This window comes from Citrobacter sp. Igbk 14 (genome assembly GCF_028069825.1).
In the GTDB taxonomy this organism is placed as follows: Bacteria; Pseudomonadota; Gammaproteobacteria; order Enterobacterales; family Enterobacteriaceae; genus Citrobacter.
In genome coordinates this window covers 1-14,835 of the sequence record NZ_JANEWM010000055.1, presented here as the reverse complement: position 1 = coordinate 14,835, position 14,835 = coordinate 1, and the positions used below count along the sequence as shown (strand labels likewise).

The window sequence follows — 14,835 nt, the reverse complement described above, 5'->3', positions numbered from 1 at the left end:
TCTATGGTGGGCTTTGTGATTAAGAAAGGAGCGCAATATGTTTAAACCTGGCGATCTGGTGCAACCGCGTATGGGCGGACCAAAACTGAAAGTTGTCGAAGTGAAAGACGAACAAATTGTGGCTGTACAAGCCAGCAATGAAAGCGGCGAAAAATACACCCTAAAAACTGCTGATGTCACGCGATATTCTGAAGAAGGCGATTTCGGCGTCTGCTGAAAATAAGCGGTGAGGTTCCCCTCACCGCATTGATATTAGATCAAAAAATCATCGAGAGATTTACCGGCAGCCAGCGCCTGCGCAATCGGCTTCGGCGTGCGGCCTTGTCCAGTCCATGTTTTTGTTTCACCATTGGTATCCGTAAAACGATATTTCGCCGGACGTGGTTGACGTTTTTTAACCGAACGCGACATTGCCGCCGACATGCTCAACAGTTCTTCAGGATCAATCCCATCAGCTTTCATCATCGCCAGCAGTGTATTAATTTTTTCCTGCTGTTCTGCACGTTGGCGCTGCAGCTGTTCTTCTTCGTCACGTCGTTCTTTGGTGACTACCCGGAGTTTTTCCAGCATATCGTCCAGAACCTCGACGGATAATTCACGCGCCATGGCACGTAGCGATCGAATATTATTTAAGTTTTTTAACATTGAACTCATATTAATAAAACCTCTTTAACGCAAAAACAAAAATTGGTATTACGACACAAATTGTATGCGAGTGTTTTTTCTTTTTCCAGTCTCTTTTTTGTCGCAAGATATTAAAACGACAATCGCTAATATTATTTATCTTGTCATACAATGAATTTTAGTCACCGATATTTTATATTCGCCAGCGACCAGAATAAATAGACGTCGTGATATCTCACTGCCGCACCAGATAAACCAATATAGGCATCGCACAGGCGTTGCGGTAGATATGCGAAATATTCGTCAACATTCAAAAAGGAGCGCAAAAAGTTCAGAAAAACAAGTCAAAACAACTTATTGATTTTTAATGATTTTAATTTGCATGACAACGAAAATGCCAAAACGAACAAAAAACAAACCATCGCAGAGCATTTTATCGACAAAAAGGCAATAAATAAAAATTTTAAGCTAGTTGCCAGTTATTATGTAGGCAGATATCCTATTAAAACGCGAAAGCGACAAGACAAATCACTAGCAACAAAGGTATTGAAAACCTTTTTTCCCCTTTTTACAAGGAGCATTAACATGTTCTCTCCGCAGTCACGCTTGCGTCATGCTGTAGCAGACACGTTCGCGATGGTTGTTTATTGTTCTGTCGTGAACATGTTGATCGAGATATTCCTTTCAGGAATGAGCTTCGAACAGTCACTGTATTCCAGACTGGTCGCCATCCCCGTCAACATCCTGATCGCCTGGCCATACGGTATGTACCGCGATTTGTTTATGCGCGCGGCACGCAAAGCTACGCAGGCAGGATGGGCAAAAAATCTGGCGGATGTGCTGGCCTATGTCACGTTCCAGTCACCGGTGTATGTGATTATTCTGCTGACGGTTGGCGCTGACTGGCACCAGATCACGGCTGCGGTAAGTTCAAACATCGTGGTCTCAATGCTGATGGGTGCAGTATATGGCTACTTCCTTGATTATTGCCGCCGCCTGTTTAAGGTCAGCAGCTACCACCAGGCTAAAGCGTAAAAACATCTCATCGCGACTGGCACCGCCAGTCGCGTTATCAGTTTGAACTCACGTCGCCAAACAACCCATTCAAATAACGTTCCAGCGCGATACGCGAGCTAAAGCCGTGTGGAATACCATAATGTTCATGAGTATCGCCGGCTAAATAAAGCGGGAATTGCTGATAGTGATCGCAGGTTTTAATATCCGTGGCTGGTTCTGCCAGTGAAGAACTACGCTCTTTTAGCGTGGGATGAATAACCAATGCGGTACGCCCCATCCGCGCTTCACGGTTTACGTATACATAATTCTCGCCACGTCGATAACCGTATGTTTTCTGTGTGACTACATCAACGGTAAAGCCCACTTTTTCAAGTACGCGCGCCACCTCATCAGGTCGTAAATACATATTATTTTCCTCGTTATCTTTTACTGCGGGCTTACCTTACCTGATTCAGCATTAGCAACGCTTTCAGAAAAGTCCATAAACGAGTGCAGACGGTGAGATGAATATCTTAAGAACAACGCAAATTTATGTCAGCGCCAACCGGAGTTGATATGCAGCCTGCTGCGCCATTTCCGCCGTTCGGATATTGGTGAATGACAGTAATATTCCCCCCTTACCTGCTGAGGTGATGCGCCACCGGCTTAAGGCCTGAACCGCCAACCCGACCTGATTCGCTTTGCGTACTAACGCAGTGTCATCCCCCGCCACGGCGATCACCAGTTGGATCCCGCCCTCTTGTGGTACCACGCTAAACCCCTGCTCTGTCAGAGCGCTTTCCATCCATTGACGCCGTTGGGCATAATGCTGGCGCATCCGTTTTAAGTGCCGCCAGAAATGACCGTCGCGCATAAAATCGGCCAGCGTTTGTTGCCATAAAACCGGCACACTGCAAGCCGTTAGCGCTGCCTGTTGGCGAAAATGTGCGACCTGAGTTAGCGGAACCACCAGCCAGGCTGTGCGCAAAGCGGGAAACAACGATTTACTGAACGTGCCCGCATAAATCACCCGCTGCGGCGCATCCAGACTTTTAAGCGGTGGTAACGGTTTGCCGTGGTAACGAAACTCACTGTCGTAGTCATCTTCGATTACCCACGCCTGTGCGCGGTCAGCCCATTCCAGCAACTGGTGACGGCGGGCCAGAGAAAGCGCCACGCCCAGCGGGCTTTGGTGTGCGGGTGTCAGCAAGGCAAAACGCGCCTGTGGGTAGTCACGGATCCCGGCACTGACATCAAGGCCATCGGCATCAACCGCAACAGGCATCAGCTCAATGCGTTCCTGGGTGACCACGGGCCGAATCAATGGAAAGCCGGGATCTTCGACCCACATCCCCTCGCCGGGTGTGGCCAGCGCACGCAGGATCAACATCATTGATGCCGCATAACCCGACGTAATAAAAACCTGCTCCGGAAGACATTCAATGCTGCGTGACACTCGCAGGTAATCAACTATCGCCTGGCGTAGCAGCAGTTCACCACAAACATCCCCCACCGCGAGGTCAAAACGTGTTTGGGTGCGCAAACGTCGTCCCATGACCCGTGCCCAGATATCGCGCGGAAAAAGATCAAGCGCTGGCAATCCCATCTGAAAAAGCTGTGGTGTGCCGTTTTCTCCGGCGAATACGGTAGGGGTTGCGGGCGAGGTTTCCAGTCGCAATTGCTCGCTGACAAAGGTTCCCGCCTGACCGCGTCGCGTAAGCCAGCCCTGCGCCACCAGCTCAGCATAAGCGTTTTCTACCGTCGAACGTGAAACCCCCAATTCCTGGGACCAGGTTCGGCTGGAGGGTAATCTTGTGCCAGGCTTAAGATCGCCCTTCTCAATAGCGGTTTTTAACTGACGGGCAATTTGCTGGTAGCGCGGCATTTATGGTCTGCTTTTTAAGTAAAAATATGGCTCTCTTTAGCAGACCATTATAGTGCTACATTGCAGGTCATCCAAATGAGGAGCAATACCATGACAATGTTACGCCAGCCCTATTACGAACTCAGTCCTGAAGTCTATAGCGCCCTGGTTCAGGCAAGCAAAGCGTTGGAAAACTGCGCACTGGAACCCACGCTGACAGAACTGATTTACCTGCGGGTTTCACAAATCAACGGCTGCGCATTTTGCCTTGAAATGCACAGCAAAGCGCTGCGCAAAGCTGGCGTGGAGCAAGCCCGTCTGGATGCGCTGGCGGGTTGGCGTGTGAGTCACCATTTCAGCGAACGAGAACGTGCGGCACTGGCATGGGCCGAGTCCGTCACTCATGTCGCCAGTAGCCATGCCGAAGACGATGTTTATCTGCCACTGCTTGACCATTTTAGTGCCAAAGAAATAAGCGACCTGACCTTCGCAATCAGCCTGATGAACTGCTTTAACCGCCTGGCTGTGGGTATGCGTATGTAATTACGCACCGCCGGATGGCGGCATAAATGCCTTATCCGGCCTACGATACGCTCTCCTTGCGGTTGGAAAACGCATGTCATTATGCGCCGCCGGATGGCGGCATAAATGCCTTATCCGGCCTACGATGCGCTCTCCTTGCCGTTGGAAAACGCATGTCATTATGCGCCGTCGGATGGCGGCATAAATGCCTTGTCCGGCCTACGATGCGCTCTCCTTGCTGTTGGAAAACGCATGTCATTATGCACCGTCGGATGGCGGCATAAATGCCTTATCTGGTCTACGATTCGCTCTCCTTGCCGTTGGAAAACGCATGTCATTACGCACCGCCGGATGGCGGCATAAATGCCTTATCCGGCCTACGATGCGCTCTCCTTGCCGTTGGAAAACGCATGTCATTATGCGCCGCCGGATGGCGGCATAAATGCCTTATCTGGTCAGGGATGTACTCTCCTGTAGGCCGAATAAGACGCAACGCGTCGCCATCCGGCAACTTGTTATAATATATATCCCGTTCCCGCTCCGCTCATCACCCAAGGTATCATCAATCTAAAATTCCCATATCTTGTATGGTTGAATCTTCTTTCATCTACATCTAGTATCTTCTCTATCAACACACACAAGCCGATGTCCATTATGCATCGCTCATTTACCCTTAAATGGAAATACGAATCATGCGTATTATTATTTACACTCGTAATAACTGTGTTCAGTGCCACGCCACAAAACGGGCGATGGAAAGCCGTGGTTTTGACGTTGAGATGGTGAATGTCGATTTGCAGCCTGAACTGGCAGATACCCTGCGCGAGCAAGGTTTTCGTCAGTTGCCTGTCGTGGTGGCAGGTGAAACCCGTTGGTCAGGATTTCGCCCGGACATGATCAACCGCCTGCGCCCGGAACCCCGCGTGGTCAGCGCATGACGACCCTCGTCTACTTCTCCAGCAGCTCCGAAAATACGCACCGCTTTATGCTGCGTCTGGCGCTGCCCGCCATCCGCATTCCACTGAATGAACGCGAGAGGATCCGGGTAGACGAGCCTTACATTTTAATCGTGCCGTCTTACGGCGGCGGCGGTACGGCAGGCGCAGTCCCGCGTCAGGTGATCCGCTTTTTAAACGATCCTCATAACCGGGCATTAATCCGTGGCGTGATCGCATCTGGCAATCGCAATTTCGGCGAGGCCTATGGGCGTGCGGGTGAGGTCGTCTCGCAAAAATGCGGCGTGCCATGGCTCTATCGTTTTGAGCTGATGGGTACGCAAAGCGATATCGAAAACGTTCGAAAAGGAGTGAGCGAATTTTGGCAACGACAACCGCAGAACGCGTAATCCAGCCAGCACTGGATTATCACGCCCTGAACGCCATGCTAAATCTGTACGATAAAGCCGGGCGGATTCAGTTCGATAAAGATCATCAGGCGGTGGAAGCTTTTTTTGCTACCCACGTCCGTCCTCATTCGGTGGTCTTTGCCAGTCAGCAGGAACGCCTGGACACGCTGATTCGTGAAGGCTATTACGACGAAAGCGTTTTAGCCCGCTACGATCGCGCGTTCGTGGTGAAGCTGTTTGCCCACGCCCATGCCAGCGGATTCCGCTTTCAGACATTCCTCGGCGCATGGAAGTACTACACCAGCTATACACTGAAAACCTTTGACGGCAAACGCTACCTTGAAGATTTCGAGGATCGCGTGACGATGGTGGCACTCACCCTGGCACAGGGTGACGAGGCGCTCGCCATGCAGCTCACTGATGAAATGCTCTCGGGTCGTTTTCAACCCGCCACGCCAACCTTCTTAAACTGCGGCAAACAACAGCGTGGGGAGCTGGTTTCCTGCTTCCTGCTACGCATTGAAGACAACATGGAGTCCATCGGCCGGGCGGTAAACTCAGCGCTGCAGCTTTCCAAACGCGGTGGCGGCGTGGCGTTTTTACTTTCGAATCTGCGCGAGGCCGGAGCGCCTATTAAGCGTATTGAAAACCAGTCTTCCGGCGTGATCCCGATAATGAAAATGCTGGAAGATGCCTTTTCTTATGCTAATCAGTTGGGCGCACGTCAGGGCGCGGGCGCAGTGTATCTGCACGCGCACCATCCCGATATTTTACGTTTTCTCGATACCAAACGTGAAAATGCCGATGAAAAAATCCGCATCAAAACGCTCTCGCTCGGTGTGGTGATCCCGGATATCACCTTCCAGTTGGCCAAAGAAAATGCGCAGATGGCGCTGTTTTCACCGTATGACGTAGAACGCCTTTACGGCAAACCATTCGGTGATATCGCCGTGAGCGAGCGCTATGACGAACTGGTTGCCGACACGCGTGTGCGCAAAACATACATTCATGCCCGCGACTTCTTCCAGCGACTGGCAGAGATTCAGTTTGAGTCTGGCTACCCCTACATTATGTTTGAAGATACGGTGAACCGTGCGAATCCGATTGCCGGTCGCATCAATATGAGCAACCTGTGCTCGGAGATTTTACAGGTCAACAGTCCATCAACCTATGATGAGGCACTGGGCTATACGCAGGTAGGGCATGATATTTCCTGCAATCTTGGATCGCTGAACATTGCCCATACCATGGATTCACCTGACTTTGCTCGTACCGTTGAAACGGCCGTGCGCGGCTTAACCGCCGTCTCGGACATGAGCCATATCCGAAGTGTTCCTTCCATTGAAGCCGGGAACAGTGCGTCACACGCCATTGGTCTCGGGCAGATGAACCTGCATGGTTATCTGGCGCGGGAAGGAATCGCCTATGGTTCGCCGGAAGGGCTGGATTTTACCAATCTCTATTTTTACACCATCACCTGGCATGCGTTGAATACGTCAATGAAACTGGCCCGTGAACGCGGTACATCTTTTGCCGGATTTAGTCAGTCACGCTATGCCAACGGCGAGTACTTTACCCAGTATTTGCAGGGAGACTGGCAGCCTAAAACAGAGAAGGTCCGCGCACTGTTTGCCACAAGCGGCATTACGTTGCCAACCCGGGAGATGTGGCAGCTGCTGCGGGATGATGTGATGCGCTACGGCATCTATAACCAGAATTTACAGGCCGTTCCGCCGACCGGCTCAATCTCCTATATCAACCACGCGACCTCAAGCATTCACCCGATTGTATCGAAAGTGGAAATTCGTAAAGAGGGTAAAACCGGGCGCGTTTACTACCCTGCCCCGTTTATGACCAACGAGAATTTGGCCCTGTATCAGGATGCCTACGAGATTGGCCCACAAAAGATCATTGATACCTATGCCGAGGCGACACGGCATGTCGATCAGGGACTCTCACTGACGCTCTTTTTCCCCGATACCGCTACCACCCGAGATATCAACAAGGCACAGATCTACGCCTGGCGTAAGGGTATCAAATCGTTGTACTACATACGGTTACGCCAGTTGGCGCTGGAAGGAACCGAAATTGAGGGTTGCGTGTCATGCGCACTGTAAGGAGAACAGAATGAAACTATCTCGCGTCAGCGCCATCAACTGGAACAAGATTGAAGATGATAAAGACCTTGAGGTATGGAATCGCCTGACCAGTAACTTCTGGCTACCAGAAAAAGTCCCGCTTTCCAATGATATTCCGGCATGGCAAACGTTGAGCGCTGCCGAGCAGCAGCTCACTATCCGCGTATTTACCGGCCTGACGCTGCTCGACACGATTCAGAATATCGCCGGCGCCCCCGCGCTAATGGCGGATTCAATCACGCCACATGAAGAGGCGGTACTGTCGAATATCAGCTTTATGGAAGCCGTGCACGCGCGCTCCTACAGTTCTATTTTTTCCACGCTTTGTCAGACCAAAGATGTGGACGCGGCTTACTTCTGGAGTGAGAAAAATTCTCCGCTCCAGCACAAGGCACAGATAATTCTGACGCATTACGCCAGCGAGGAACCGCTGAAAAAGAAAATAGCCAGCGTATTTCTGGAATCCTTCCTGTTCTATTCCGGCTTCTGGCTACCGATGTATTTCTCCAGCCGCGGCAAGTTGACGAATACCGCAGACCTTATCCGCCTGATCATTCGTGATGAAGCAGTTCATGGTTATTACATTGGCTATAAATACCAAAAAGGTCTGGAGCACGTTTCACCCTCTACGCGTGACGCGCTACAGAATTATGCCCTCGATCTGTTGATGGAATTATATGACAACGAAGTTCGTTATACGGAGGAACTGTATGCGGAAACCCCGTGGGTGGAAGACGTCAAAGCCTTTCTCTGCTACAACGCCAATAAGGCGCTAATGAATTTAGGTTATGAGGCCCTGTTCCCAGCAGAAATGGCGGATGTGAACCCGGCAATCCTCGCTGCGCTCTCACCCAACGCAAACGAAAACCACGATTTCTTCTCTGGTTCAGGGTCATCTTATGTGATGGGTAAAGCCGTCGAAACAGAAGATGACGACTGGAATTTTTAACGTTTCCTTCCGCGGGAAATACCTTACATTTTCCGCGTTAATATTTTAACGAGATCACATTTTTATCACACAAATATGATTGGGTGATCTACACTCAATATCAGCCGCAATATTCGCCTGTATTTCAACAATTCAGGCGCATTTTCAGTGTCATTTACAAAAAATATCCCTCAAGGCTCATCCGCGCTCAGCCCTTATATCATGGGAAATCCCGCCATCTGACGTTTGGCAATATTCATGCCACAAACAAATTCAGGGTTGTCTCAGATTCTCAGTATGTTAGGGTAGAAAAAGGTCACTATTTCCATCAGGTAATATATCGATATAAACAAATAACAGGAATCATTCTATTGCATGGCAATTAAATTAGAAGTTAAAAATCTCTATAAGATATTTGGCGAGCATCCACAGAGAGCGTTCAAATATATTGAAAAAGGACTTTCAAAAGAGCAAATTCTGGATAAAACAGGGCTATCGCTTGGCGTTAAAGACGCCAGTCTGGCCATTGAAGAAGGCGAGATATTTGTCATCATGGGATTATCTGGTTCGGGTAAATCCACAATGGTACGCCTTCTCAATCGCCTGATTGAACCCACCCGCGGACAGGTATTGATAGACGGCGTAGACATTGCCCGAATCTCCGATGCCGAGCTTCGCGAGGTGCGCAGAAAAAAGATTGCGATGGTCTTCCAGTCCTTTGCCCTGATGCCGCACATGACGGTGTTGGACAATACGGCGTTCGGTATGGAATTAGCCGGTGTTAGCGCGGATGAACGTCGTGAAAAAGCGCTGGATGCGTTACGTCAGGTCGGTCTGGAGAATTACGCGCACGGCTACCCGGATGAACTTTCCGGCGGAATGCGCCAGCGCGTGGGTCTCGCCCGCGCATTAGCCATCAATCCCGATATCTTATTAATGGATGAAGCCTTCTCTGCGCTCGATCCGTTAATTCGCACCGAAATGCAGGATGAACTGGTAAAACTCCAGGCGAAGCATCAGCGTACCGTGGTCTTTATTTCCCACGATCTTGACGAAGCGATGCGTATTGGCGACAGAATTGCCATTATGCAAAACGGTGAAGTGGTACAGGTCGGTACACCGGATGAAATCCTGAATAACCCGGCGAATGATTATGTGCGTACCTTCTTCCGTGGCGTAGATATTAGTCAGGTCTTTAGCGCTAAAGATATATCCCGTCGTAGCCCTGAAGGGCTAATTCGTAAAACGCCAGGCGTCGGCCCCCGTTCGGCCCTGCAATTACTGCAGGACAAAGATCGCGAATATGGTTACGTGATTGAACGCGGCAATAAATTCGTCGGTGTGGTGTCGATCGATTCATTAAAAACCGCATTAAGCCAGGCACAAGGTATTGATGCGGCATTAATCAACGAGCCGCTAGCCGTGGATGCACAAACGCCTCTTAGCGAGTTACTTTCTCATGTCGGTCAGGCCCCGTGTGCGGTGCCGGTTGTCGATGAGGAACAACAGTATGTGGGCATCATTTCAAAACGCATGCTGCTACAGGCTTTAGATCGCGAGGGGGCAAACAATGGCTGATCAAACCAATCCGTGGGATACCGCACCTGCGGCCGATAGCGCCGCGCAATCTGCTGATGCCTGGGGGACACCCGCAGGCGCACCTGCCGACGGCGCTAACGCAGACTGGCTAACCAGTGCACCTGCACCGGCACCAGAGCATTTCAATATTATGGATCCATTCCATAAAACGCTGATCCCGCTGGATAGCTGGGTCACCGAAGGGATCGATTGGGTGGTCACCCATTTCCGTCCTGTCTTCCAGGGCATTCGAGTCCCGGTGGATTACATACTCAATGGCTTCCAGCAACTCCTGCTGGGTATGCCTGCGCCGGTGGCCATTATCCTGTTCGCCCTGATCGCCTGGCAAATTTCCGGTATCGGAATGGGCGCAGCCACGCTGATTTCACTGATTGCTATCGGTGCTATCGGTGCCTGGTCGCAGGCCATGATCACCCTGGCGCTGGTGCTAACCGCGTTGCTGTTCTGCGTGGTGATCGGCTTGCCAATGGGGATCTGGCTGGCGCGCAGCCCGCGTGCGGCGAAGATTGTCCGACCACTGCTGGATGCCATGCAGACCACCCCCGCGTTCGTCTATCTGGTGCCGATCGTCATGCTGTTCGGTATTGGCAACGTCCCCGGCGTAGTGGTGACAATTATCTTCGCCCTGCCACCCATCGTGCGTCTGACCATTCTGGGGATTAATCAGGTCCCGGCCGATCTGATTGAAGCCTCGCGCTCATTTGGTGCCAGCCCGCGTCAGATGCTGTTTAAAGTGCAGTTGCCGCTGGCGATGCCCACCATTATGGCAGGGGTGAACCAGACGCTGATGCTGGCACTCTCCATGGTGGTTATCGCGTCGATGATCGCCGTCGGTGGGTTGGGTCAGATGGTTCTGCGCGGTATCGGTCGTCTGGACATGGGTCTGGCTACCGTTGGCGGTGTGGGGATCGTGATCCTCGCCATCATTCTGGACCGTCTGACGCAGGCCGTAGGCCGCGACTCGCGTAGCCGCGGTAACCGTCGCTGGTACACCACCGGTCCTGTTGGGCTTCTCACCCGCCCTTTCACTAAGTAGTTCACCCGTCGCCCGGTGACACATTGCTTACCGGGCCTACAATTCATTAGCTTACACAAAATCGTTCAAGTTGCATCGCGGCGGCAAACGAATGTATCCCCTGGAGCGTACAAGTAGACGTGACCGGGGGAGCCGGAGTGCAGCCAACTAAGAGGCAGCTTGAAGGATGAAGTGTAATAAGGAACAACGATGCGACATACCGTAATTTTTGCCACAGCGTTTGCCACCCTTGTCTCCACCAGCGCTTTCGCTTCTGACCTGCCGGGCAAAGGCATCACCGTACAGCCAATCCAGAGCACCATCTCTGAAGAATCCTTCCAGACGCAGCTGGTTGCCCGCGCGCTGGAGAAACTGGGTTACACCGTTAACAAAACCAGCGAAGTTGACTACAACGTCGGCTATACCTCTATTGCCTCTGGCGATGCGACGTTTACCGCCGTGAACTGGCAGCCGCTGCATGATGATATGTACGCCGCAGCCGGCGGAGATAAAAAATTCTATCGCGAGGGGGTATTCGTAACAGGCGCTGCACAGGGTTATCTGATCGATAAGAAAACCGCTGAGCAGTACAAAATCACCAATATTGCCCAGCTAAAAGATCCGAAAATCGCCAAAATTTTTGATACTAACGGCGATGGTAAAGCTGACATGATGGGCTGTTCACCGGGCTGGGGTTGTGAAGCAGTGATTAACCATCAGAACAAAGCCTTCGATCTGGAAAAAACAGTCGAGGTCAGCCACGGTAACTATGCAGCAATGATGGCTGACACCATTACCCGCTTTAAAGAAGGCAAACCGATCCTGTACTACACCTGGACACCATACTGGGTCAGTGACGTGATGAAACCGGGCAAAGATGTTGTCTGGCTGCAGGTCCCGTTCTCCTCTCTGCCCGGTGAACAGAAAGATATCGATACCAAACTGCCGAACGGCGCGAACTATGGCTTCCCGGTAAACACCATGCACATTGTCGCCAACAAGGCCTGGGCGGAGAAAAACCCGGCGGCGGCGAAACTGTTTGCCATCATGAAATTACCACTGGCAGATATCAATGCGCAGAACGCAATGATGCATGATGGTAAAGCCTCAGAAGCTGACGTTCAGGGCCACGTTGATGGCTGGATTAAAGCCCACCAGCAGCAGTTCGACGGCTGGGTAAAAGAAGCGCTGGCTGCGCAGAAATAACCCACTCACAGGCCTGATAAGCATAGCGCTCTCAGGCCCAGTAACCAGACCAATGCCGGATGGCGGCGCGATGCGCCTTATCCGGCCTACCCCCCTTCCCACACCGCACAATCCATCACCCAACAAATCAGCAACATTTAATCACTTCCGTTATGATTGTTTTCTGCAACCCATTATTCAGTTGAAAACAATGACCAAACCCACTCACGGGCTTAGCCCGGCACTGATTGTTTTAATGTCTGTGGCGACCGGCCTCGCCGTTGCCAGTAACTATTACGCCCAGCCTCTGCTCGACACCATCGCGCGAAACTTTTCGCTGTCGGCCAGTACTGCGGGCTTTATTGTCACTGCAGCACAGCTTGGCTACGCTGCGGGGCTCCTGTTTCTGGTACCACTTGGCGATATGTTTGAACGCCGGATGCTGATTGTCTCGATGACACTGTTAGCCGCAGGCGGCATGTTGATTACTGCCAGCAGTCAGTCGCTGGGAATGCTGATCCTCGGTACTGCGCTAACCGGGTTGTTCTCAGTTGTCGCACAGATCCTGGTTCCGCTGGCGGCGACGCTCGCCACGCCAGACAAGCGCGGTAAAGTCGTTGGTACGATTATGAGCGGCCTGTTGCTGGGGATTTTGCTGGCGCGAACGGTTGCAGGGTTGCTGGCGAATCTCGGCGGTTGGCGCACCGTGTTTTGGGTGGCCTCAGTATTGATGGCGCTGATGGCGATTGCCCTGTGGCGTGGTTTGCCGAAGATGAAATCAGAGACCCATCTTAACTACCCGCAGCTATTGGGCTCCGTGTTTAGCCTGTTTATCCACGATAAATTACTCCGCACCCGCGCGATGCTGGGCTGCCTGACCTTTGCCAACTTCAGTATCCTCTGGACATCAATGGCATTTTTACTCGCCGCACCGCCGTTTAACTATTCAGAAGGCATGATTGGTCTGTTCGGGCTGGCAGGTGCTGCTGGTGCGTTAGGCGCACGTCCGGCGGGCGGTTTTGCCGATAAGGGTAAATCGCATCTCACGACTACCGCAGGCCTGCTGTTACTGTTGCTCTCCTGGCTGGCTATCTGGCTCGGACATACTTCAGTGCCGATGCTGATTATCGGTATCCTGGTACTGGATCTGACTGTTCAGGGGGTACATATCACCAACCAGACCGTTATCTATCGCATTCACCCGGACGCACGTAATCGTCTGACTGCCGGGTACATGACCAGCTATTTCATTGGTGGTGCGGCAGGTTCTCTGATTTCAGCTTCAGCCTGGCAGCATGCCGGCTGGGCTGGCGTTTGTCTGGCAGGTGTGACCGTTGCCGTACTCAACCTGCTGGTCTGGTGGCGAGGTTTTCACCGCCAAGAAGCCGCAAATTAAGCGTATAACGTCTGTTTACCTTTGATTGGGCTCCTCAGGGTGTTAAGGAGCCCATCAGTCTGCTAAGGTTATAACGCATTGAGCCAGGTTATTTTAATTTCGGTAATGAAGCCTATAATCCTATGGAAAGCCCTGTTCCCCAGTCTGAATTCCGTTCTGCTACGTTAACTGAAGGATTCAAAGACAGCCTACCGATAGTTATCAGTTATATTCCGGTCGCATTTGCATTTGGTATGAATGCGACTCGCCTGGGCTTTACTCCCGTTGAAAGCGTTTTTTTCTCCTGCATCATTTACGCCGGTGCCAGCCAGTTTGTCATCACAACCATGCTCGCCGCAGGCAGCTCACTGTGGGTCGCGGCTTTGACCGTCATGGCGATGGATGTTCGCCACGTTTTGTATGGCCCATCTCTACGTAGCCGTATCGCCCGACAGCTGAGCAGACCAAAAAGCGCGCTATGGGCCTTTGGCCTCACCGACGAAGTCTTTGCCGCTGCAACGGCGAAGCTGGTACGGGATAATCGGCGCTGGAGTGAAAACTGGATGATCGGCATCGCGCTATGCTCCTGGGCTTCCTGGGTACTTGGCACAGTTATCGGCGCATTTTCCGGCACTGGCTTACTGAAGGGTTTCCCGGCGGTAGAAGCGGCGCTGGGGTTTATGCTCCCGGCGCTGTTTATGAGTTTTCTGCTGGCCTCTTTCCAGCGTAAGCAAACGCTATGCGTCACGGCGGCATTAGCCGGTGCACTGGCTGGCGTGATGCTGTTTTCCATTCCGGCAGCCATCCTGGCAGGCATAGCCTGCGGATGCCTGACTGCGCTCATTCAGTCGTTCTGGCAGGGGGGTCCTGATGAGCTATGAGGTTCTGCTGCTCGGTCTGCTGGTCGGCTGCGTCAATTACTGTTTTCGCTATTTACCACTGCGTCTGCGAATGGGGAACGTGCGCCCGACAAAACGCGGAGCCACTGGAATATTACTCGACACCATCGGTATTGCATCAATTTGCGCCCTGCTGGTGGTGTCTACCGCGCCAGAAGTGATGCACGACGCTCGTCGTTTTGTACCTACGCTGGTGGGGTTTGTGGTACTGGGTGCAAGCTTCTATAAGACCCGCAGCATTATCATTCCGACCTTACTGAGTGCTCTGGGCTATGGATTAGCCTGGAAAATGCTGTTTGTCTTATAGATGAAAATAATCATTTTAAATAAATAATACATTTACTT

At 51.7% G+C, this 14,835-nt stretch carries 16 protein-coding genes; 13 read left to right on the top strand and 3 right to left on the bottom strand.

All coding sequences use genetic code 11. The annotated features are described in order from the left end of the window. Nucleotides 1-37 precede the first annotated feature (37 nt). Nucleotides 38-217 (top strand): hypothetical protein, encoded by a 180-nt coding sequence (locus NNN64_RS18210; RefSeq protein WP_137383543.1) that lies wholly within the window; start codon nt 38-40, stop codon nt 215-217. 35 nt (nt 218-252) lie between these two features. Here the strand turns inward: NNN64_RS18210 and stpA are convergent, their stop codons facing one another. Continuing rightward, nucleotides 253-654, bottom strand: coding sequence for a DNA-binding protein StpA (gene stpA, locus NNN64_RS18205; protein ID WP_271442297.1), 402 nt, complete (start codon nt 652-654; stop codon nt 253-255). A 555-nt stretch (nt 655-1,209) separates the two neighbouring features. Between stpA and alaE the strand changes: the two genes are divergently transcribed. Then, the gene (gene alaE, locus NNN64_RS18200; RefSeq protein WP_003037259.1) at nt 1,210-1,659 is read left to right on the top strand and encodes an L-alanine exporter AlaE; all 450 of its coding nucleotides are present in this window, start codon (nt 1,210-1,212) and stop codon (nt 1,657-1,659) included. 37 nt (nt 1,660-1,696) lie between these two features. On the opposite strand, the gene NNN64_RS18195 is transcribed toward alaE, so the two are convergent. Both NNN64_RS18195 and pdxR read right to left on the bottom strand, forming a co-directional pair. Further along, a complete protein-coding gene (locus NNN64_RS18195) occupies nt 1,697-2,047 on the bottom strand; it encodes a DUF2002 family protein (RefSeq protein ID WP_005122944.1) in 351 nt (116 codons plus the stop codon). 123 nt (nt 2,048-2,170) lie between these two features. Next, nucleotides 2,171-3,505, bottom strand: coding sequence for a MocR-like pyridoxine biosynthesis transcription factor PdxR (gene pdxR, locus NNN64_RS18190; protein WP_271442296.1), 1,335 nt, complete (start codon nt 3,503-3,505; stop codon nt 2,171-2,173). Between the two features lie 90 nt (nt 3,506-3,595). Between pdxR and NNN64_RS18185 the strand changes: the two genes are divergently transcribed. The 11 genes from NNN64_RS18185 (at nt 3,596) to ygaH (ending at nt 14,797) form a co-directional block, all read left to right on the top strand. Then, a complete protein-coding gene (locus NNN64_RS18185) occupies nt 3,596-4,027 on the top strand; it encodes a carboxymuconolactone decarboxylase family protein (protein WP_271442295.1) in 432 nt (143 codons plus the stop codon). Between the two features lie 671 nt (nt 4,028-4,698). Continuing rightward, the gene (nrdH, locus tag NNN64_RS18180) at nt 4,699-4,944 is read left to right on the top strand and encodes a glutaredoxin-like protein NrdH (protein ID WP_271442294.1); all 246 of its coding nucleotides are present in this window, start codon (nt 4,699-4,701) and stop codon (nt 4,942-4,944) included. After that, nucleotides 4,941-5,351, top strand: a complete 411-nt coding sequence (gene nrdI / locus NNN64_RS18175; RefSeq protein WP_271442293.1) for a class Ib ribonucleoside-diphosphate reductase assembly flavoprotein NrdI — start codon at nt 4,941-4,943, stop codon at nt 5,349-5,351. The genes nrdH and nrdI overlap by 4 nt, the downstream gene beginning before the upstream one ends. Next, a complete protein-coding gene (gene nrdE, locus NNN64_RS18170; RefSeq protein WP_271442292.1) occupies nt 5,324-7,468 on the top strand; it encodes a class 1b ribonucleoside-diphosphate reductase subunit alpha in 2,145 nt (714 codons plus the stop codon). Before nrdI ends, nrdE begins: the two co-directional genes overlap by 28 nt. Nucleotides 7,469-7,478: 10 nt before the next feature. Beyond that, nucleotides 7,479-8,438, top strand: a complete 960-nt coding sequence (gene nrdF / locus NNN64_RS18165) for a class 1b ribonucleoside-diphosphate reductase subunit beta (protein ID WP_271442291.1) — start codon at nt 7,479-7,481, stop codon at nt 8,436-8,438. Nucleotides 8,439-8,792: 354 nt separating this feature from the next. Then, nucleotides 8,793-9,995, top strand: coding sequence for a glycine betaine/L-proline ABC transporter ATP-binding protein ProV (proV, locus tag NNN64_RS18160; protein WP_271442290.1), 1,203 nt, complete (start codon nt 8,793-8,795; stop codon nt 9,993-9,995). Beyond that, nucleotides 9,988-11,052, top strand: a complete 1,065-nt coding sequence (proW, locus tag NNN64_RS18155; protein WP_271442289.1) for a glycine betaine/L-proline ABC transporter permease ProW — start codon at nt 9,988-9,990, stop codon at nt 11,050-11,052. The genes proV and proW overlap by 8 nt, the downstream gene beginning before the upstream one ends. 189 nt (nt 11,053-11,241) lie before the next feature. Beyond that, nucleotides 11,242-12,237, top strand: a complete 996-nt coding sequence (gene proX / locus NNN64_RS18150; RefSeq protein WP_271442288.1) for a glycine betaine/L-proline ABC transporter substrate-binding protein ProX — start codon at nt 11,242-11,244, stop codon at nt 12,235-12,237. A 190-nt stretch (nt 12,238-12,427) separates the two neighbouring features. Then, a complete protein-coding gene (locus NNN64_RS18145; protein ID WP_271442287.1) occupies nt 12,428-13,612 on the top strand; it encodes an MFS transporter in 1,185 nt (394 codons plus the stop codon). 122 nt (nt 13,613-13,734) lie between these two features. Further along, entirely contained in the window at nt 13,735-14,472 is a 738-nt protein-coding gene (locus NNN64_RS18140) for an AzlC family ABC transporter permease (protein WP_271442286.1), read from the top strand. After that, nucleotides 14,462-14,797: an L-valine transporter subunit YgaH gene (gene ygaH, locus NNN64_RS18135; RefSeq protein WP_005122930.1), complete on the top strand. Its 336-nt coding sequence runs from the start codon at nt 14,462-14,464 to the stop codon at nt 14,795-14,797. The genes NNN64_RS18140 and ygaH overlap by 11 nt, the downstream gene beginning before the upstream one ends. The last annotated feature ends 38 nt before the right edge of the window (nt 14,798-14,835 follow it).

What these genes read in the sequence shown, in the direction of transcription:
- NNN64_RS18210 (WP_137383543.1), top strand. Translation starts at nt 38, where the DNA reads ATGTTTAAACCTGGCGATCTGGTGCAACCGCGTATGGGCGGACCAAAA.
- stpA (WP_271442297.1), bottom strand. Translation starts at nt 654, where the DNA reads ATGAGTTCAATGTTAAAAAACTTAAATAATATTCGATCGCTACGTGCC.
- alaE (WP_003037259.1), top strand. Translation starts at nt 1,210, where the DNA reads ATGTTCTCTCCGCAGTCACGCTTGCGTCATGCTGTAGCAGACACGTTC.
- NNN64_RS18195 (WP_005122944.1), bottom strand. Translation starts at nt 2,047, where the DNA reads ATGTATTTACGACCTGATGAGGTGGCGCGCGTACTTGAAAAAGTGGGC.
- pdxR (WP_271442296.1), bottom strand. Translation starts at nt 3,505, where the DNA reads ATGCCGCGCTACCAGCAAATTGCCCGTCAGTTAAAAACCGCTATTGAG.
- NNN64_RS18185 (WP_271442295.1), top strand. Translation starts at nt 3,596, where the DNA reads ATGACAATGTTACGCCAGCCCTATTACGAACTCAGTCCTGAAGTCTAT.
- nrdH (WP_271442294.1), top strand. Translation starts at nt 4,699, where the DNA reads ATGCGTATTATTATTTACACTCGTAATAACTGTGTTCAGTGCCACGCC.
- nrdI (WP_271442293.1), top strand. Translation starts at nt 4,941, where the DNA reads ATGACGACCCTCGTCTACTTCTCCAGCAGCTCCGAAAATACGCACCGC.
- nrdF (WP_271442291.1), top strand. Translation starts at nt 7,479, where the DNA reads ATGAAACTATCTCGCGTCAGCGCCATCAACTGGAACAAGATTGAAGAT.
- proV (WP_271442290.1), top strand. Translation starts at nt 8,793, where the DNA reads ATGGCAATTAAATTAGAAGTTAAAAATCTCTATAAGATATTTGGCGAG.
- proW (WP_271442289.1), top strand. Translation starts at nt 9,988, where the DNA reads ATGGCTGATCAAACCAATCCGTGGGATACCGCACCTGCGGCCGATAGC.
- proX (WP_271442288.1), top strand. Translation starts at nt 11,242, where the DNA reads ATGCGACATACCGTAATTTTTGCCACAGCGTTTGCCACCCTTGTCTCC.
- NNN64_RS18145 (WP_271442287.1), top strand. Translation starts at nt 12,428, where the DNA reads ATGACCAAACCCACTCACGGGCTTAGCCCGGCACTGATTGTTTTAATG.
- NNN64_RS18140 (WP_271442286.1), top strand. Translation starts at nt 13,735, where the DNA reads ATGGAAAGCCCTGTTCCCCAGTCTGAATTCCGTTCTGCTACGTTAACT.
- ygaH (WP_005122930.1), top strand. Translation starts at nt 14,462, where the DNA reads ATGAGCTATGAGGTTCTGCTGCTCGGTCTGCTGGTCGGCTGCGTCAAT.